Source organism: Micromonospora sp. NPDC049275 (assembly GCF_043197115.1).
GTDB lineage: Bacteria > Actinomycetota > Actinomycetes > Mycobacteriales > Micromonosporaceae > Micromonospora.
In genome coordinates, this window is sequence record NZ_JBICSN010000010.1 from 89,537 (window position 1) to 109,016 (window position 19,480).

Annotated in this window: 16 protein-coding genes; 11 read left to right on the top strand and 5 right to left on the bottom strand. The window is 68.8% G+C overall.

Annotation, left to right across the window (positions count from 1 at the left end; all coding sequences use genetic code 11):
* Positions 1-276 precede the first annotated feature (276 nt).
* A complete protein-coding gene (locus ACGFIE_RS25400; protein WP_393298879.1) occupies positions 277-1,107 on the bottom strand; it encodes an NAD(P)H-binding protein in 831 nt (276 codons plus the stop codon).
* Between the two features lie 239 nt (positions 1,108-1,346).
* Between ACGFIE_RS25400 and ACGFIE_RS25405 the strand changes: the two genes are divergently transcribed.
* The gene (locus ACGFIE_RS25405; protein WP_393298977.1) at positions 1,347-2,309 is read left to right on the top strand and encodes a helix-turn-helix transcriptional regulator; all 963 of its coding nucleotides are present in this window, start codon (positions 1,347-1,349) and stop codon (positions 2,307-2,309) included.
* A 74-nt stretch (positions 2,310-2,383) separates the two neighbouring features.
* Here ACGFIE_RS25405 and ACGFIE_RS25410 read toward each other — a convergent pair whose 3' ends face one another.
* A complete protein-coding gene (locus ACGFIE_RS25410) occupies positions 2,384-2,950 on the bottom strand; it encodes a recombinase family protein (protein ID WP_393298882.1) in 567 nt (188 codons plus the stop codon).
* Between the two features lies 1 nt (position 2,951).
* Between ACGFIE_RS25410 and ACGFIE_RS25415 the strand changes: the two genes are divergently transcribed.
* From ACGFIE_RS25415 to ACGFIE_RS25430, 4 genes are all read left to right on the top strand, one after another.
* Positions 2,952-3,146: a hypothetical protein gene (locus ACGFIE_RS25415; RefSeq protein WP_393298885.1), complete on the top strand. Its 195-nt coding sequence runs from the start codon at positions 2,952-2,954 to the stop codon at positions 3,144-3,146.
* 603 nt (positions 3,147-3,749) lie between these two features.
* On the top strand, positions 3,750-3,962 hold the full coding sequence (locus tag ACGFIE_RS25420) for a hypothetical protein (RefSeq protein WP_393298888.1): 213 nt from the start codon (positions 3,750-3,752) through the stop codon (positions 3,960-3,962).
* Between the two features lie 295 nt (positions 3,963-4,257).
* Positions 4,258-4,452 (top strand): hypothetical protein, encoded by a 195-nt coding sequence (locus ACGFIE_RS25425; RefSeq protein ID WP_393298891.1) that lies wholly within the window; start codon positions 4,258-4,260, stop codon positions 4,450-4,452.
* A gap of 836 nt (positions 4,453-5,288) precedes the next feature.
* Complete coding sequence (locus tag ACGFIE_RS25430) at positions 5,289-7,922, top strand: AAA family ATPase (protein WP_393298894.1); 2,634 nt, start codon at positions 5,289-5,291, stop codon at positions 7,920-7,922.
* 61 nt (positions 7,923-7,983) lie between these two features.
* Here ACGFIE_RS25430 and ACGFIE_RS25435 read toward each other — a convergent pair whose 3' ends face one another.
* From ACGFIE_RS25435 to ccrA, 3 genes are read right to left on the bottom strand one after another with little or no spacing between them, the layout of a single operon-like run.
* Positions 7,984-8,847 (bottom strand): 3-hydroxybutyryl-CoA dehydrogenase, encoded by an 864-nt coding sequence (locus tag ACGFIE_RS25435; RefSeq protein WP_393298897.1) that lies wholly within the window; start codon positions 8,845-8,847, stop codon positions 7,984-7,986.
* A complete protein-coding gene (locus ACGFIE_RS25440; protein ID WP_393298900.1) occupies positions 8,844-9,857 on the bottom strand; it encodes a 3-oxoacyl-ACP synthase III family protein in 1,014 nt (337 codons plus the stop codon). Before ACGFIE_RS25440 ends, ACGFIE_RS25435 begins: the two co-directional genes overlap by 4 nt.
* Positions 9,854-11,185 carry a crotonyl-CoA carboxylase/reductase gene (ccrA, locus tag ACGFIE_RS25445; RefSeq protein ID WP_393298903.1) on the bottom strand — a complete coding sequence of 444 codons (1,332 nt, stop codon included), beginning with the start codon at positions 11,183-11,185 and terminating at the stop codon, positions 9,854-9,856. Before ccrA ends, ACGFIE_RS25440 begins: the two co-directional genes overlap by 4 nt.
* A 227-nt stretch (positions 11,186-11,412) precedes the next feature.
* Here ccrA and ACGFIE_RS25450 point away from each other — a divergent pair, with 227 nt between their 5' ends.
* From ACGFIE_RS25450 to ACGFIE_RS25475, 6 genes are read left to right on the top strand one after another with little or no spacing between them, the layout of a single operon-like run.
* Positions 11,413-12,966, top strand: coding sequence for a class I adenylate-forming enzyme family protein (locus ACGFIE_RS25450; RefSeq protein WP_393298906.1), 1,554 nt, complete (start codon positions 11,413-11,415; stop codon positions 12,964-12,966).
* A 33-nt stretch (positions 12,967-12,999) separates the two neighbouring features.
* Entirely contained in the window at positions 13,000-14,163 is a 1,164-nt protein-coding gene (locus tag ACGFIE_RS25455) for an acyl-CoA dehydrogenase family protein (protein WP_393298909.1), read from the top strand.
* 3 nt (positions 14,164-14,166) lie between these two features.
* On the top strand, positions 14,167-15,366 hold the full coding sequence (locus ACGFIE_RS25460) for a hypothetical protein (protein WP_393298912.1): 1,200 nt from the start codon (positions 14,167-14,169) through the stop codon (positions 15,364-15,366).
* Positions 15,367-15,389: 23 nt separating this feature from the next.
* Entirely contained in the window at positions 15,390-16,259 is an 870-nt protein-coding gene (locus tag ACGFIE_RS25465) for a 3-hydroxyacyl-CoA dehydrogenase family protein (protein WP_393298915.1), read from the top strand.
* A gap of 9 nt (positions 16,260-16,268) precedes the next feature.
* Positions 16,269-16,523, top strand: a complete 255-nt coding sequence (locus ACGFIE_RS25470; protein ID WP_393298918.1) for a phosphopantetheine-binding protein — start codon at positions 16,269-16,271, stop codon at positions 16,521-16,523.
* Positions 16,520-19,477, top strand: coding sequence for a beta-ketoacyl synthase N-terminal-like domain-containing protein (locus tag ACGFIE_RS25475; protein WP_393298921.1), 2,958 nt, complete (start codon positions 16,520-16,522; stop codon positions 19,475-19,477). The genes ACGFIE_RS25470 and ACGFIE_RS25475 overlap by 4 nt, the downstream gene beginning before the upstream one ends.
* Positions 19,478-19,480: the final 3 nt, after the last annotated feature.

Consider the following 19,480-nt stretch of genomic DNA (forward strand, 5'->3'; position numbering starts at 1 on the left):
CTTGGACCTTGGCGCGCTCGATCGGCTCGGGCCGGGCACGGTACAGGGGATCGGCGGGTGGTTCGCCGCCAATGGGATTCCCGTCGGTTAAGACAGGATCTCCGATTGAACGTGACGAAGATGTGCTCGGTGCGTGCAGCGGCTCCTGGCAACCGCAGTTCGAGATTGCTGCCGGGGCTGGTCCATTCGGCGGCCGAGGCCTCCACGCAGATCGATATCGACCCGTTAGGCCCGTGACCGGGCGGCGGCGATATCCGCCGCCCGATCGGGGTCACCTCAGGCCGGGTGCGCCTCGGCCCACTCGCGCACGCTCCGGGGCGCGCGGCCCGTGATTCGCTCGATCGCGTCCGTGACCGGTGCGGCCTTGTTGACGTGGGCTTCCCAGGTGGCGAGTAGCAAATCCGCTGGCGCATGTGGGGCGATCTTCGCGCGGGCGGCGGCGGGATCGATCTCCTCGTAGCGCAACTCCCGGCCATGGGTCTTGCCGATCAGCTCAATCTGTTCTCGGTGCGTAAACGACTGTGGTCCGGTGACGTGGTACCGCTGCCCGCTGTGCCCGTCCTGCGTCAGTGCCACAACAGCGATGGCGGCGAGGTCTGCGGGGTGAATGGGTGAACCGGCAGCGTCCGCGTAGGGACCGCGAACGACATCTCCGGCGGCGAGCTGGCCGGGGACGTCGAAGGCCCAATGCAGCGCGTCGGCGGAGTTGAGGTCCAGCCGCAGGAAGGTCCATTGCATGCCGGAGCGGATGATCGCCTGCTCGATCCCGTGGTGTAACACCGCGATGTCGTTGGGCTGCTGCTTGGCGTTGTCGTCGATCTCCGCCGTCGACTGGAATACAACGCGCCTGACGCCCGCGTTCTTCGCCGCCTCGATAAGTTCTGGCACCCCAGGCCCCATAGCAAGGACGAAGACGCCGTCCACGTCCCGTACCGCAGCCGCCAGACTCGCGGGGTCGCTCATGTCTCCCGCCACGACCTCAGCGCCGGCAGGGAGGTTGGCCTGCTGGGGATCACGAGTCAGCGCCCGCACCGGTACGCCGATCGGTACCAACTGCTCGACGATGGAACGGCCCACGGGCGCAGTTGCCGCAGTCACTAAAATCATTTGATTGCTCCAGAGACGGTGAGGCGTGACAGGAGGTGGAAAGTTGGCTGTCAAATGGTTACTAGCTGCTCTGAGATGCCTCGACGTAATTCGTCACCTGTGGTCGAGGCCCGACGACGGCGAAGAAGATCTTGCTGGGCCGATCCAGCGCCCGGGTGGTGCCTTCGTGTTGTCCATGCCGCCGACTCTGGCAGCAAAGTAGGAACATCAGATTCCTACTGACGTGGAAAACTTCCGGCATGTTGGAAACGTCAGCGCGGTTGCTCCGCCTGCTGTCCTTGCTGCAGACCCCGCGCAGGTGGAGCGGCACGGAACTGGCCGAGCGGCTGAGTGTGACAACGAGAACCGTTCGTAACGACGTGGAGCGCCTCCGTGCTCTCGGCTACCCGGTGCACGCCACCTTCGGCACTGACGGTGGCTACCGCCTCGCCGCCGGGGCCATTCTGCCGCCGCTGCTTCTTGAGGATGACGAAGCTGTCGCGATCGCCATCAGACTGCGCACCGCCACACCTTCCGTGGCCGGGATCGAGGAATCCTCCTCCCGCGCCCTGGCCAAACTCGAACAGGTGCTGCCCACACGACTGCGTAACCGGCTCAACGCTCTACAGAATTACAGCGTCGCTGTCTCTGCCGGCGCCGATGGCAACCAGGTCGCGGCCTCCACGCTCAGTGAGATCGCCGCAGCCTGTCGCGACCAGCAAGGGCTGCGCTTTGACTACCGCTCCCACGATTCCGTCGAGTCCCGACGCGAGGCCGAGCCCTACCGCCTGGTCAACTGGGGTAGACGCTGGTACCTCGTCGGCTGGGACATCCAGCGTAAGGACTGGCGCACGTACCGGGTCGACCGTATGGCGCTGCGCCTACCGCACGGGCCTCGATTCCTCGCTCGCGCACTGCCGGATGTGGACATCGGAACGTACGTGATGCGGGGCATCGGCAGTGCGGTGTGGCGACACCGGGCGACGATCATTGTTCACCTGCCCGCCGATGTCGTCCTGGAGCGACTTCCACCCGCCGTAGGACCGGTGGAGGTGATAGACGACAACCGCTGCCAGGTGCGGACGGGGTCGGACAACCTCGAGCAGCTTGCCGTCTGGTTCGGACTGCTCGGCGCCGACTTCGAGGTCATCGAGCCTCCGGAGCTCATCGCCCACCTGGACCTGCTCGCCGACCGGTACCGACGAGCCGCCGGCGGCACATGAGGCAACAACGCGGATGGCGTCTGGCAGGTGTGTGGACTGGCAGGCTTGCGCGAGCTTCAGAGTTGCGCTGAGCGTCAACGGCGGGGGCAATGGGTCGTGAAGCGCCTCCGACACATCGTTACCACATATCGATCACAATCAGCGCGATGTGGGGCTGTTGCGTGGAGACCACCCGGTCCACGGTCGGGTTCCGCCGAATGGGTTCTCGCTCGGTGCAGCCGTTGTGCGCGGGTTGCCGGTTCCAGACCTTCCGTCCCCGTGTAGCGAGGGTTGGCGTGTATCGCAGCGACCGTTCGTAGGGTCCACCGGTCGCCACCGTGGTGGGGATTGCGGTCGGGATCGACGCCCGACGGGCACGGTATGCCGGCGTCGTTGAGGGCGCGCGCCAGGCTGGCGAGACTCTGGCCGTCCAGACGTTGGGCGAACATCCACCGCACGTGTCCGGCCGTGGTCGGATCCGGCTCGAGGCGTTGAAGCCGGCGACCCCAGCCCGCTTGGGCGGCGTTCGGATGGGGCCGGCGTCCACGAGTGGGTAGCCGTAGGGCGGGCGGCCTCCGAGATACCGTCCCTGCTCTCGCGCTCGCACCCCGCATCGCCGTGACCGACAGGCCCGTCCGTCTCGGGCAGCCATAGCTGCACATCGTGCTGTTCGAGCACGGGTGCCAGGTGCTGCAGCTGATTGGCGGAGAACGCCCGCTCGTACTCGCCGACCACGATCGCGTCGAACCCGCGATCTGGGTCGTCGAGCGCGGCCAGCAGCGCAGCGGCCTGCGGACGCATTCCTACGAAGGATCCTCGTGGCCGAGGCGGACAGGTAGTCCGCTGGCGCTGGTGTAGAGGCGGGCGCGCCAGGCTGGTAGGTGGCTGCGGACCAGGCGCCCTTGGTGAGGCTGCACCGGAGCGCTTTGAGCGGGTGAACCATGGCGGCCGGTAGGAATGGAGGCCGGCGGACCTGAGGCAGCTCATAGAACAGCAGCCCGGCCGAGTTTGTCAGACAGGTCAGGCCCATCGAGGTGCGCGACTGGTCCGCCGACGATTTGGGCGACGTCAGGTGAACGGGGTTGAAGCGTAGTGGGCCTCCCTGCCCCGTACGCGCCAGAGGATTATTCGGCGTCCACCATCGTTTTCGTCTCGGCTGTACCGTGAGTGGCTCGTGAAGCAGGTGTCGTCGAAGTTTCGGGCAACAGATCCAGGGCCACCGTTGAACTGGCCTCGGTTAACGTGATCGGATTTCTGGGCAAACTCCAGTTTGCATTTCTGATACTAATCGGTAATCGATGAAAGCGGTGTTCCTTGAGCTGGGCGAATGGCCCGACAGTCGGCAGCTGACGGTGATTTGCTCATCATCTGCTGTTCGGATGACCGCTTTGATGGGTGCATTGGTCCCTGCGCGCTCTGTGGCGAACACGAGATGCGTCACGTGGGGGTCGAACCGCCGCGTTGGCGCTGCTGGTCGTCGTCGCGGCGGGGTTGGTCTTTTCCGTCGTTTGCCGACGCCGCCGAGGCGGTGACGCGGCGGTTGAAGCGCCGGCGTCCGGCCCGTTGGAGGCGGCCGATGAGGCGTCGGCAATGGTGTTGGTGTTGGCGCACAAGTCGCGCAAGCCGGTGTTGGTCACCGGCATGACCACGCAAACGTCGATGGAGTGGGCGTAGCCGGACGGCAACGTTCCGCTCGGAAATTCACTCTGCGCCCGAGCGGGTCCGGACGCCGTCGGTGCCGTGGGTGCCGGTGGACCTCACATGGGAGCGCAAGGACGACGGATCGATCGGGTCCAACGCTGGCCCATTCGACCTGTGGCTGTAGGGTCCGCGCTCGGCCGAGTCTGATTCCCTCGTCCGTGTCGGCGACGCCGCCGAGCGGACCACCCTGGGTGGCTCGGTGCCCTGCCCGAGCCGAAGCTCGACGGCGCGACCGCGACCTAACGTCAAATCGGATGTCGACCTGATCGTGCAGGCCCGAGCCACGGGCGTCAGCTACTCCTTCGTCGTCGAAACCCCGCAAGCGGCGGCGCAGATGACGACGGTGGCCAAGCCATGGTCACCGGACTCCACTCTGCGAGCCGCCACCGCCCGGACGGGCGCCGCGCAGGAGGCGGTGACGGCGTCGCAGGGAGAGCTGTGCCCGGTGGCGGCAGGTTGCTGACCAGGGTGTGCGACGCGTTCGCGGGACGGTTCGGTTGGCTGCGGCGGGACAGGCCACAGCCGGCCTGCGCCATGCCCGATCTGGGTCACCGTGTCCAATCCGGCACGTGCGGGGCCAACGAAGCGCGTGGTGACGGACCCTGTTCGGAAGGTCGCAATAGAGGTCGCCGACCGGGGGTCGCGGCGCGCGGGGGTCGCCGGCATGGTCGGCCGGGTCAGCCGGGCTGACGGTCACCGCGCAGACGGTGAGGTGACGGTCGAGGTCGACTACTCGGGATTCGCGTCGGCGTACAGCGCGGACTGGGCTTCCCACCTGCGCGGACCTCTCTGCGGCGCAGATCTACGTCAACCAGACCAGCTACACCAACCTCGGCGAACGGTTGCAGATGACCCTGGGCGCGACCGGAAAACGCACGTGATTACCAACACCAACGATCCCGACACCGGCACGCCGTCCGCACAATGGCCGACGCCGCTTGCGACATCGCCGACCTCCACAACATCATTCTCGCCGGCCGACCACCGGCCCCGCTCCAGGCAACACCTTCACCCAGTTGAGATCACTCTTGCGATACGCCTCGCCATGCGCCTAGGTTTGCATCAATGAGGTCACGCCAAGGTCCGGCTGCACATTGACTCACGTCATGCGGACGCTGTGCTGCTTCCAACGGGGGAAATATCTCAGCGCCCGGGTGGTCAGGCGCGTTCATACAGGCCGGCCGCGGTTGACAGCGGCTGCTGTGGTTTGTTAGGTCACAGACGCGGGATCACTGGTGTTCATCGCCGAACATTCGTCGTCACCCGTCGTGACCACTGGTACCCACGGGGGAAAAATTGTTGTCGAAACAAATAGCGGAGCTCGAGGATCTTGACTCCGCACTTGCCGCGTGCGCCCGAGGTAATGGGCAGGTCGTCCTGGTCGAAGGGCCGATTGGTTGCGGAAAGAGTGAGCTGCTCGCCACCTTCGCCGAGCGGGCGTCGTCGAGCGGAGCCGTCGTGGTCAGCACGGCGGGTGAGGAGTACGACCGTGACAATCCTTTTAACACCTTGCGACGGTTGTCGAGCGCGGCGGTCCCGATCGAGGTGCCGGCCATCGACGAGGGCGGTGCGAGGGCCGAGCTGATCCGCCGGATCTGTAAGGACCTGCTCGATGGCCGCGGCGACGCGCCGCTGGTGTGCCTCGTGGACGACCTGCATTACGTCGATGCCGCGTCGCTCGAGGGCCTGCTGTACCTGATCCGGCTCACCCGGACGGCGCCCGTCCTGGTCGTGCTCAGCCAGACGGCCCACTTCGCACTGCTGGACTCCGGGTTCAGCACCGAGCTTCTGCGGATGCGGAACGTCCGGCCCATCGTGTTGTCGCGGCTCGGCCACCGGGAGGTGGCCGAGATCGTCAGCGGTTATCCCGAGCTCGCCGCGCGGGCGGCCGACCACGCGACCGAGTTCGGCCGGGTCAGCGGCGGCAATCCGCTGCTGCTGCGGGCGCTGATCGCAGAGCGCCGCAACTCGGTCGGCGAGGTTCCCGCCGCCGGTGGCCCGTTCGCCCAGGCCGTCGTCACCTGCGCCCGCCGGAGCAACTGGGACGGCCTGCGCCTGGCCGCCGCCGTGGCGGTCCTCGGCGAACGCGCCTGCCCGGAACGGCTGGCCGAGCTGATCGGCAGCACCCGGTCCGCGGTCGCGCAGGCACTCGCGGCCCTGAACGCGTCCGGCATCCTCGACGGCACCGTTTTCCGGCACCCGGTCGGCCGGACCGCCGTCGTCGACAACTTGCCCCGATCCGAGCTGAGCGCGCTGCACCGCCGGGCCGCCGGCCTGCTCCACCAGACCGGGGCGTTGCCGCAGCTGGTTGCCCAGCACCTGGTCGCGTCCGTGGCCAACGAGGCCGAGCCCTCGTGGGTGGTGGACGTCCTGCGCTCCGGCGCCGAGCAGGCGCTGGCCGACGACAACCCGAGGTACGCCGCCCGCCTGCTCGAGCGCGCGCACGCCGCCAGTCCCGACCTGCTACTTCGCGGCCAGATCAAGACGAGGCTGGCCGCGATCACTTGGCGCCTCGACCCGGCCCTTTCCGAACGACACATCAACGACGCCTTCGACACGCTCAAGGCCGCAGACGCCACCGAGCAAAGCGTGTGGCCACTTGCCCAGCTGCTCGTCGCCCATGGCCGAATCGCCAACGCCATCGAGATCCGCAACCGGGCGCTCAGCGCCACCGAGGGCGCCTCGCCGGCCGACGACATCGTCGGGTCGTTCGCCGGCGCCGACGTCCCGCACCTGGCGACGATCGCCGAGCCGCATCAGTTCGCCCTGCTGGACGCGAACGTCGCCGACGTCGAGCGGTTCCTGGAGTCGACCTCGCTGGCCGGTCCGACGCTGCCGGGGATCGTCCAGGCGGTCGCGGCTCTCGCCCGCTCGCACGACCCGCAGCGGGCGGTTCGCTGGAGCCACACCTTGCTCGAGGAGTCGGCGCTGCGCAACGCCCGGGGCTGGCGGTTCGTGTTCACCTCGATGCTCGCCTTCGCGCTGCTGCGACTGGGCGACCTGCGGGGGGCCGAGCATTACTCCCTGCAGGCGCTCGACCTGGTGCCGGGCGGGCGCAACTGCGTCTTCACCTACAGCGCGGTCGCCACCCTGATCCGCGCCCGTACCGAGATGCGAGACTTCGCGGCGGCGGCGGTCGAGGTCTACCAGCCGATGCCGGCCCAGCTGTTCCGTAGTATCCACGGGCTGAACTACCTGCGGGCTCGGGGCCGCTACCTCGCGGCCACCAACCAGCTGCACGCCGCGCTGGGCGACTTCCTGCAGGCCGGCAGCATGATGAAGCAGTGGAATCTGGACCGGCCGGTCATCTGCCCGTGGCGCACCGAGGCCGCCGAGGTCCTGCGGCGGATGGGCGAGACGGATGCGGTCGAGCAGCTGGTGCTGCAACAGTTGTCCACCCCGGACGCCCGGCATCCGTGGATCCGCGGCATCTCGCTGCGGACGCGCGCGGCGATCAGCCATCCACGTAAGCGCGCGCTGCTGCTCCAGCAGGCGGTCAGCGAGCTGCGCAGGTCCGGCGACCGGGTCGAACTCGCCCGTACGCTGGCCGACCTCGGCGTGGCGCTGCAGGAAGTTGAGGACCCGGTGGCCGTGGTGATGAGCCAGCAGGCGGTCGGCATCGCCACCGAGTGCGGCGCGAACTCCCTGCTGGAGGACATCCGGCACCGATCGCCGGCACTGCGCCGCGTCGAGCCGAACCTGGCGCCGTCACTCGACACGGTGGACGCCGCCAACGCCCGGTTGAGCGAGTCCGAACGGCGGGTCGCCGCCCTGGCGGCGCTGAAGTACACCAACCGGGAGATCTCCCGGCTCCTGCACGTCACGGTCAGCACCGTCGAGCAGCACCTGACCAACGTGTACCGGAAGCTGCACATCGAGGGCCGGCGGAGTCTCCCGGCGAACCTCGAGCTCTACACGGTGGACTTCGCCTGATCGCTTGGCGTCCGGGGGGATTCCGCCTCCCGGACGCCACGATCAGGAGTAGTCGCCGCGGTCAGGAGTAGTCGAAGAAGCCGCGGCCGCTCTTGCGGCCCAGCATTCCGCCGTCGATCATCCGGGAGAGCAATGGCGGCGGCGCGTAGAGCGGCTGCTTGAACTCGTCGAACAGGGCATCGGCCACCGCACCCACGGTGTCGAGGCCGATCATGTCGACCAGCGCAAGGGGTCCCATCGGATGCCCGCAGCCCCGGAGCATGCCGTGGTCGATGTCCTCGGCGGTGGCGAAACCAGACTCCAGCATCCGGACGGCGCTCAGCAGGTAGGGGATGAGCAGCGCGTTGACCACGAACCCGGCCCGGTCTCCGCTGACGATCGCTTCCTTGCCGAGGACTGTGGTGGCGAACTCCTGCGCACGGTCCCGGATCCGGTCCTCGGTCAGCAGCGAGGCGACGATCTCCACCAGCGGCATGACGGACACCGGGTTGAAGAAGTGCATGCCCACGACGTGGCTGCCGCGCGCGGTGGCCCGCGCGAGCCGGATGATCGGGATCGACGAGGTGTTGCTGGCCAGGATTGCGTCCGGATCCTGGACGACCTTGTCGAGCTGGGAAAAGATCTCGATCTTGAGATCCAGGTCCTCCGGCACCGCCTCGAGCACGAGCTGGCAGCCGGCGAGGTCGGCGAGGTCGGCCGTGACCGACAGTCGGTCGAGCACCGCGTCGAGGTCGCCGGCAGGAAGTTTCCCCTTGGCCGCGGCCCGTTCGAGGGACTCGCGCAGACGCTGCCGCCCCCGCGAGACGGTCGCCGGAGACGAGGACACGACCGTTACGGTACGGCCGTTGCGCGCGCAGAGGACGGCGAAACCCGTGCCCATGGCGCCGCAGCCGACCACACCCACCCGTTCGACCGGCGCGCTCATCGGCTTGCCTCAAGCACCGGAGCCGACCAGCGCAGCAGTCCCGCGCCCATCGACATTCCGCCGCCGAAGCCGGCCAACAGCACCAGATCGCCGTCGTTAAGCGTGCCGGACCGGGCGGCGGCGTCGAGAGCGACAGGCACCGAAGCGCCGCCGATGTTGCCGTACTCCGCCAGCGTCCGATGGGTGCGTGCCCCGTCCAGCCCGCACCGGCTCACCAGTTCGGTGAGCAGCACGCCGTTGGCCTGGTGGGGCACGAAGTGGCGGATGTCGGCGAGCGTGGCGCCGTTGCGCTCCAGCAGCGCGGCGATCATCGGCGGCACGTTGGCCATCACGAACTCGCTCACCCCGCGACCCTGCATCCGGAAGTAGTGGCCGCCGCTCTCGACGCTCTCCACGGAAGGCGGGATGCGGCTGCCGCCCGCCTCGACTCGGATCAGGTCCATCGCCTCGCCGCGGGACGCGAGACCGATGTCGATGATGCCCCGCCCCGCCGGCACCGCGCCCAGCACCACCGCGCCGGCGCCGTCGCCGAACAGGATCGCGGTGCTGCGGTCGCGGTAGTCGAGGATGCGGGAGTAGATGTCCGCGCCGACCACCAGCGCGGTGCTTCCCGGTTGTAGAGCCAACAGTGCCCGGGCCATGCCCAGCGCGTACACGAAACCGGCGCACACCGCGTTGACGTCCACGCACGCGGCCCGGCGGGCGCCGACCAGGCTCTGCAGCCGGCAGGAGGTCGGCGGCTGCGGGGAGTCGCCGGTCGACGTGGCGAGCAGGATGTAGTCGACGTCCTCGGCGGCCAGGCCGGCGTCGGCCAGGGCCAGTCTCGCCGCGGCGGCCGCCAGATCGGAGGTCGCCTCGTCCGGAGCGGCGTAGCGGCGGCTACGGATCTGGGTCTTGTGCTCGATCCGTTCCGGCGTCACGTCCGGCACCATCGCGGCGACCTCGTCGTTGTCGACCTCCTGCTTCGGCAGGTAGGCGCCGGTGCCGAGAATGCCAATCGCGGCGGTCATCGCGACGCGCCTACAGCCTGATCGAGCTCGGCCCGCCGGACCGGGTCGGTGATGCCGAGGCCCGCCCGGGGAGCGAGGCACAGCACGCCGACCTTGCCGATGTGCTGGTTGGTCTGCACCTGGCGGACCGCCTCGGCGACGTCGGTGAGCGGGCTGACGGTGGTCAGCATCGGCTTGATCCGGCCAGTCTCGAACAGCCGGGCGCACTCCCACTGCTCCTGCAGGTTGGCCGAGTGGCTGCCGACGATGCGCTTCAATTTCATCCAGAGGTAGCGGTTGTCGTACTGGTGCTCGTAGCCGGTGCTCGAACCGCAGGTCACCACCGTGCCGCCGCGCCGGGCCACGAACACCGAGATGCCGAACGTGGACTGGCCGACGTGCTCGAAGACGATGTCCGGGTCGCGCCCGACGCCGGCCCGGATCAGCGAGCCGAGCCGCCTGCCGGCGGCGACCGACTCGGCGGCGTCCCGCGGCGGCCGGTCGAGGCCCAGCTCGGCCCGGTCGATCACCAGGTCGCAGCCCAGCGTTCGCAGCAGCTCGGCCTTCTCCGGCGAGCTGACGACGCCGATGGCGATGCCGCCGCCGTTCTTCACGAACTGCACGGCGTATCCGCCCAGGCCGCCGGTCGCACCCCAGATCAGGACGACGTCGCCCTGCTTCATCCGGGCGCCGCGGTCGCTGACCAGCATCCGGTACGCCGTGCCCGCGCAGAGCGGGATCGACGCCGCTTCTTCCCAGCTCAGGTGCCCGGGCTTCGGGATCAGCTGACTGGCCCGGCACACCGTGTACTCGGCGAGTCCGCCGAAGTTGGTCTCGAACCCCCAAATGCGCTGCTCGTCGCCGAGCATGCCGTCGCCGTGGGTCGCCGCCTCCTGATCGTCGATGTAAGAGGGACTGATCATGACGTGGTCCCCGGCCGTCCAGCGGCGCACACCGCTGCCGACGCGGACCACCACGCCAGCGGCGTCCGATCCGAGAACGTGATAGGGCAGGTCGTGCCGGGCCGCCCAGCCGCCCTGCTTGGCGAACTGCCGCAGAAACCGGAAGGTCGGGATCGGCTCGAACGTGGCCGACCACACCGTGTTGTAGTTGACCGCGCCCGCCATCACAGCGACCAGGACCTCATCGGGGGCGAGCTCGGGCATCGGCACCCGGCCGAGGCGCAGCGACTTGCGTACGTCCTTGTCGTTCACGCCGGTGAACATGCCGGTGAACATGCCGGTGTCCTCGGCTCGCAGATGGGCGGCGAGGTAGCTCTCCGGCACGGGCGCCGACATGAGCTCCTCGGGCGTGGCGTCGCCGATGACTGCCTCGGACAGAGATCGCATCGTGAACCGTCTCTCTTCGAACCTAGCCGACGCGCCGACGCTATAGCCGATCAATCCTCACCGAATACCCCTGGATTCCCCCTACTTCCGTCCCCCGGCCGGCCGCGGCCATTGCGACCCGGCGAGCGCGCTCACGACGTCTGGGGTCGGTCTGGGGTTGTTCGTCCGAGGCCACCCCTAAACGATTGGCCGGGGAAAAAGCGCTCACGAAATACGAGGCCACAACGATGAGCAGCAAGACTTGGTGGGACCCGATCGGCGGCTACGCGGCGGACATCCTATCGGCTCTCGCCGAGGATCCGGAACGGGTCGTCCTGTACTGGCGCGATCAGGAGGTGAGCGGGGCCCGCTTCATCGGGGTTGTCGCCGCCGCGTACCGGGCCATGGGGGAGCTCGACGCGGGGCCGGGCAGCGTGGTCGGCATCCTGGTCGAGCCGAACAGCCCCGACATGCTCGCCGCGCGGTACGCGGCGCATCTGCGCGGCGCGGCTGTCTGCTACCTGCGGACTTCCAACCCCGGGTCGAACGCGGCGATCCTCTCCGCCGACGACCAGTTGCGGGTGTTGCGCGAGACCGGCGCCGCGGTCGTCTACACCGACAAGGAGAACCTCGGTCTCGCGAGCGGGCTGGCGAAGGAGGCCGGCATCGCCGTGCTCGGACCCGTCACCGGGAGGGACGATCTCGTCGTCCCGGATGGCGCCGAACCGTGGGATCCGCGGCGTCTGGCGGTGATCGGCTACACCAGCGGGAGCACCGGGCGGCCCAAGGGCATCCGGTTGTCCGGGCGGGCGTGGGAGAGCACCGTGCGAACCGCTCAGCCGCCGGGCCAGGGCCGCACCGTGATGCTGGTCAACACGCCGCTGAGCCACACGGTGGGGCCGATGGTGGACGGCCTGCTCCTCACGGGCGCGACGGTCGTGTTGCGGGAGGAGTTCCAGGCCGGCCAGTTCCTGCGGGACGTGGCGGAGCTGCAGGTCACTCGCTCGTTCATTGCGACCGCTCACCTCTACCAACTGATCGACCACCTCGAGGAGCTCGGCAATCCGGACTTCATATCCGCGCAGCTCTCCTCGCTTCGCCTGCTGATCTACAGCGGCACCGCCGCCGCGCCGAGCCGGGTGGCCCGGGCAGCGCGCCTGATCGGGCCGCGGCTCGCGCAGGTGTACGGCACGTCGGAGGGCGGCCGGGTCACGTTTCTGGACCCCGGCGGGCACTTCGACCCGTGGCTGTCCACGACGGTCGGGCGGCCGTTCCCCGGGGTGGAGATCTCGGTGCGCGACGCCGAGTCTGCGGCCGAGGTCCCCGACGGCGACACCGGCCAGGTGTGGATGTGTTCGCCGGCCATGATGGACGGCTACTGGAACGACCCGGAGTTGTCCGCGCGGGTCCTGCGGGACGGCTGGTACGCGACCGGCGACACCGGCTACCGCGACGACAAGGGCTACCTGCACCTGCTGGGCCGGCTCGCCGACGTGGTGAAGGTCGACGCCGTCAAGGTCCACCCGGCGGTGGTCGAGGCCGAGATCCTCACCCTCGACGGGATCCGTCAGGCGGCGGTGTTCGGCCGGCGTGACGAGGACAGCGTCGAATCCCTGCAGTGCGCGATCGCCTTCCAGCCCGGTGCCACCCTGACCGTCGACGACGTCCGGGCGCACCTGCGCGAGGCGCTGTCGCCCGCCCACGTTCCCCAGGTCGTCGATGTCCTCGACGAACTGCCGCTGACCAACGCCGGCAAGCCCGACAAGGTGCTGCTGCGCAGCCGCGCCGGCACCCGGACCTGACCCGGAAACGACAACCAAGAATGGGGGCTTGAGTTGGACTTCGCACTCTCACCCGAGCAGCGGGCGCTGCGCCGCTCGATCATCAACTTCGCGCGAGCGGAACTCGGCGACGGCGCCGACGACGACCGTGAGATGCGGTTCTCTCTGGACGGATGGGAGCGGTGCGCGCGGTTCGGCGTTCTCGGTTGGCCGATCCCCCAGGAGTTCGGCGGGGTCGGGCTCGACCCGCTGTCCACGGTGATCGCGATGGAGGCGCTCGGTTACGCCTGCCGCGACAACGGCCTGGTCTTCGTGATCAACAACCACCTGTGGGCGTGCGCGGTCTACCTGCAGCAGCACGGCAACGACGAGCAGCGCAAACGGTTCCTGCCCAAGATGTGCGCGGGCGAGCTGATCGGGGCGCATGCCCTGACCGAGGAGCACGCCGGGTCGGACATCCTGTCGATGCGTACCACCGCGGTGCGTGACGGCGACGAGTACATGCTCACCGGCACCAAGACCTTCATCAGCAACGCCGGCATCGCGGACGTCTTCGTGCTGCTGGCGCGGACCGGTGAACCGGGCCGGCGACAGGACGCGCTCTCCGCGTTCGTGGTGCCGGCCGACAGCCCCGGCCTCGAGGTCACCCGGCAGTGGACGAAGTCCGGGCTGCGCTCGACCCCGATGGGCGAGGTCACCCTGACCGGCTGCCGGGTGCCCGCGGACAACCTGCTGGGACGCGAGGGCGACGGCTATTCGATCTTCACGTCGACGATCGAGTGGGAACGCTGCTTCATGTTCGCCAACCAGGTTGGCGTCATGGAACGCATTCTGGAGGACTGCGTCCGGCACGCCCGCAGGCGCGAGCAGTTCGGCCGGCCGGTCGGCGCCAACCAGGCGGTGTCGCACCGGATCGCGGACATGAAGGTTCGGCTGGAACTGGCGAAACTCATGATCTACAAGGTCGGCTGGCTCAAGCAGCAGGGCAAGATCGCCCTCGCCGAGGCCGCGATCGCGAAGCTGTTCATCAGCGAGAGCCACGTGCAGGCCGCGCTGGACGCGATGCAGATCCACGGCGCCCGCGGCTACCTCGCCGAGTTCGGCGTCGAACGCGAGCTGCGTGACGCGCTCGGCGGAACCATCTACGGCGGCACCTCGGAGATCCAACGCGAAGTCATCGCTTCGCTGGCCGGGATGCCCGGAAGCGGGAGGGTCTGACCCATGCCGCAGTACCGGATCACCCTGGCGGACCCGGTTCCGCATATCCACGAGGCCGAACTGAGGTCGCGCGTCTTCTTCGTCTCCGAGCTCATCGAGGAGTTCACGCTGTTGGGCGACGGCGACGTGGTGGACGGCATCGACGTCCGGACCCGCGAGCCCGCCGATCCGGCGGACCTCGAGCGCAAGCTGCACCAGATGATCAAGAACGACGTGCTCGCGCTCTATCCGAACCCGGCCCGCGAGACCTGGCGGTCGCCCAGCGAGCGCTCCGTGCTGACCGGTGTCTACGAAAACATGGTCGAGCGCGGCATCGCCTACGAGCTGGGCGAGGGCCAGATCGCGGTGGGCGAGGAGTTCTGCCAGGTCATGGGCTTCTTCGACAGGTCCGTCCGGGCCATGGTCGCGGAGGAGTTCGGCGCGCGGGAGTACCGCTATCCCACGCTGATCCCGCTGGACACGCTGCGGCGCTGCGGCTACCTCGCGTCGTTCCCGCAGCACCTGATGTTCGTCACCCGGCTGCACAGCGACATGGACACCTACCAGGAGTTCCTCGAGGACGTGTCGGCCGGCCGGTTGGACCGCCGGGCGCTGTACGAGCGGTGCGGCAACCTCGACTACGCACTGCCACCCACCATGTGCTACCACACGTTCAGCCAGTTCGCCGAGAAGCCGACGGCTAACCGGGTGATCACCTCGCGGGGCAAGTCTTTCCGTTTCGAGTCGCGCTACCGGCAGTCCCTGGAACGCCTGTGGGACTTCACCATCCGCGAGACCGTCTTCCTGGGCACCCAGGACTTCGTGGTGGACGCGAGATCACGGTTCATCGGCCGGATCTTCGAGCTGCTGGAGGGCCTCGACCTGGCCGGGCACTGCGAGGTCGCCAACGACCCGTTCTTCGGCCGGCAGGACACCGGCGCCCGGATCACCTCCCAACGCTTGCTCGAGCTGAAGTACGAGCTGCGCCTTCCCGTCGCCGCGGACCGGACCATCGCGGTCGGTTCGTTCAACCTGCACGGTCAGATCTTCAGCAAGGCCTTCGGCATCTCCCACGCCGACGGGGCCCAGGCGTACACCGGTTGCACCGGGATCGGCCTGGAGCGCCTGACCTACGCGTTCCTGTGCCAGTACGGCCTGGATTCCGCTCAGTGGCCCGACGCCGTACGTCGGGCCGAATCGATTTCTGCGGTCGGCATCGGTTAAGCCGGCCGTCGGGAAGGAGAAGCATGGAGACCAAGCAGGTCAAGCAGGTCGGCGTGGTCGGCGCCGGCACGATGGGCATCGGCGTCTCGCACGCGTTCGCCGAGCGTGGCATCCCGGTGCTGCTGATGGACATCTCCGAGGAGATCCTCGACCGGGCGCAGCGGGAGATCAAGCGGAACCACTTCACCTACCGGATGTTCGGCCAGGCGAAGGGTCAGCCGCAGGCCGATCCGGACGAGCTGATGTCGCGCATCGATCTCACCGTGGACCTCGAGCGATTCGCCAACGTCGACTACGTCGTCGAGAACGCGACGGAGGACTGGGCGGTCAAGGAGCCGATCTACCGGCAGCTCGACCGGATCTGTCCACCGCACACCGTGTTCGGCGTCAACACCTCGGCGATCTCAGTGACCCGGCTCGGAGGCGTCACCTCGCGCCCCGCGCAGGTCATCGGGACGCATTTCATGAACCCGGTTCCGCTCAAACCGGTGGTCGAGGTCATCCGCGGCTACCACACGTCGACGGAGACGATCGAGCGGACCCGCGAGCTGTTCACCGCGATCGGCAAGGACAGCATCGTGGTCGAGGACTCCCCGGGCTTCGTGACCAACCGGGTGATGATGCTGACCGTCAACGAGGCCGCCTTCCTCCTGTACGAGGACGTGGCGTCGGCCAAGGACATCGACCGGCTCTTCGTCGACTGCTTCGGGCACAAGATGGGGCCGTTGGAGACGTGCGACCTCATCGGACTGGACACCGTCCTGCTGTCGCTCGAGGTGCTCTACGACAGCTTCAACGACCCGAAGTACCGCCCGTGCCCGCTGCTCAAGAAGTTGGTGCACGCCGGCCGGCTCGGCCGGAAGTCCGGTCAGGGATTCCACAGCTACGTGTGAGGGGAACCAATGAGCGACATCGATTTGATCGAGGAATTTATCTATTCGCACCTCAACGGCCTAAAGGTCGGCCATGACGAGGACATCTTCGAATCGGGGTATGTGAGTTCCCTGTTCGCGGTGCAGGTCCTGACATGGGTGGAGAAGACCTTCGACCTCGATATCGTCAGCGAGGACCTGCGCCTGGAGAACTTCCGGTCGATCTCCGCGATCGTCACCTTCGTGGAGAGCAAGCGCTCGGTCACCGCGGATGCCGGCGCATGACGAAGATCTTCCTCTTCCCGGGGCACGGCTCGCACCGCGTGGGGATGGGCGGGGACCTGTTCGCCCGCCACCCCGACCTGGTCCGCCAAGCCGACGAGGTGCTGGGCTACTCGATCGAGCAGCTGTGCCTCGAAGGCCCCAGCGAACGCCTGAGCGACAACCGGTTCACCCAGCCGGCGATGTACGTGGTCGACGCGCTCACCCACCTCGAGGAGGTCGACCGGCAGGGTGGCCCGGACGTCGTCGCCGGCCACAGCCTGGGGGAGTGCGTCGCGCTGTTCGCGGCGGGAGTGTTCGACTTCCGTACCGGCCTTCAGATCGTCAAGGAGCGCGCGCGGCTGATGGCCGACAGCAACTCCGGGGCTCTGATCACCGTGGCTGGTCTGCCGGTGCAGCGGATCGCCGAGCTGCTGCGCCGCAGCGGGCACGACGGCGTCGAGTTCTCCGCGTTCAACTCGCCCGAGCAGGTGGGACTGGCCGGACCGAAGGAGGAGCTGCGGGCGGTCGCCCGGCTGCTCGGCGAGGAGGCGCCCGCGGTCTTCTGGGTGTCGCTCACCACCGCGCCGCACTCGACGCACATGGCAGCCGCGGCAGCCGAGTTCGCCGAGCTCCTCTCCGGCTACGAGTTCGCCGAGCCGGTCATCCCGGTGCTGTCGAACGTGACAGCGGCACCGCACCGGCCCGGCGAGATCCCCGCCATGCTGGCCCGGCAGTTGGCCTCGCCGGTGCGCTGGACCGACACCGTGCGCTACCTGCGCAGCCTGCCGGCGCCGGAGTTCCACGAGGTCGGGCCGGGTGGCGTGCTCACCGGGCTGCTCAAGGCCAACCCCGCAGCCGCACCGGCGCCGGGTCCGAAAACGGTGGCGGACCGGTCGGACGAGCCGATCGCGATCGTCGGTGTCTCGGGCCGGTTCGGCGGCGCACCCTCGCTGAACGACCTGTGGGACCTGCTGGTGCAGGGTCGCAGCGCGATCCGGGAGATTCCGCCGGACCGGTGGGACCACGAGCCCCTGTATCACGCGGGCGACTTCGAGCCCGGCAAGACCCACTCACGGTGGGCCGGCCTGATGGACGGGGTCGATCGCTTCGACGCGCTGTTCTTCGGCATCGCGCCACGCGAGGCGGAGACGATGGACCCGCAGCAGCGGCACTTCCTCGAGGTGACGTACGAGGCGCTGCAGGACGCCGGGCACACCCGGGAGTCGCTGGGCCACAACGTCGGCGTCTACGTCGCCGCGACCGCCTGCGACTACGCCGTGCTGAGCGCGCAGGCCTCGATGGCCGGCGTGGACGCGTACGCGAACAACAACATCTCCCAGCTCGCGCTGCGGGTGTCGCACTTCTTCGACCTGCACGGGCCGAACATGACGGTAGACGCGGCCTGCGCGGGCTCACTCGTCGCCCTGCACCTGGCCTGCGAGGCGCTGCGGCACGGCACTGTCGACGCGGCCATCGCGGGCGCGGCCAACCTGATCCTGCACCCGTGGCGTCTGGTGCAGTACACCAGCATGGGAACGCTGTCCGCGACCGGCGCGTGCCGCCCGTTCGGCGACGGGGCGGACGGTATCGCGCTCGGTGAGGGCGTGGCTGCCGTCGTCCTCAAGCGACTCAGTCAGGCCAGGGCCGACGGCGATCACGTGCACGCGGTGATCCGGGGTAGCTGGACCAACTCGGACGGCCGCAGTGTCGGGTTCGCGGTGCCGGAGTCGGACCGCCACTCCGAGCTGTTCCTGCGGACCCTCGACATCGCCGGGGTCTCCGCGCGGAGCATCGGTTACGTCGAGGCGCACGGGGCGGGCACGCCGGTCGGCGACCCGGTCGAGATCCGGGGTCTCACCAAGGCCTACGGCGCGCACGGCGTCGAACCCGGCTCGGTGATGGTCGGCAGCGTCAAGAGCAACCTCGGTCACCTGGAGCCGGCGGCCGGCATGGCCGGGCTCATCAAGGTGCTGCTGCAGCTGCGGCACCGCACCATCGTCCCGTCGCTGCACGCCGATCGGGCAAACCCCAAGATCGATTTCGACAGTACGCCGTTCCGGGTGCCCACCTCGCCGACACCGTGGCTGCCCAAGACTGACGAGGACGGTCGCGAGCTGCCCCGACGGGCGGGCGTCAACGCGTTCGGCGCCGGCGGCGTGAACGCCCACGTCGTGCTGGAGGAGTATCCGGCCGAGGCGCCCCGGGACGAGCCGGTCGACGATCCGGAGCTGATCATCCTGTCCGCCCGCAGCCGCCAGGCCCTGGCGAACAGCGCCGCCCGCCTGCGCGCCGCGCTGGCCGGGGGCGGTCTCCGACTTCGCGACGTGGCACACACCCTGCGCGCCGGCCGCGAGGCGTTCGGAGTGCGGGCCGCGGTCGCCGTCCAGACCATCGAGGAACTCGACGAGGTGCTGGCCGAGCTGGCCTCGCCCCGCGCCGAGCCCCGGCCGGAGCTGGTGGTCGGCAACGCCCGCAACGGCGCCGCCGGTGGGGTCGGGGGCGTGCCCGGGCAGCGGCCGACGAACGTGGCCGGCCTGCTCGAGCTCGGCCGCAAGTGGTGCCGGGGCGCCGACGTGCCGTGGGAGAAGTTGTTCGCCGACGCCCCCGGCCGGCGGATCCCGCTGCCGTCCTACCCGTTCGAGTCGGAGCGGTACTGGCTGCCCCAGCCGACAGTCGCGGCGTTCGTGCCGTCCTCCACGACGGAGACGCCGGATGAGTCGAAATGGCTGCGCGACCGGTTGCGGGCAATCATCGCGGAGATGCTGAAGGCCCGGCCCGACCAGGTGATTGACGACGTCCCGTTCAGCGAGCACGGATTCGACTCGGTGTGGCTGGCCCGCCTGGTGACCCGGCTCAACCGGGAGTTCGACCTGACGCTCGCGGTCACCGCAGTTCTGGAGTACCCGACCGTCGAAACCCTGGCCCAGCATCTCCTGGACTCCCACGCGGAGATTCTCTTCCAGGCGCCGAAGTGACGA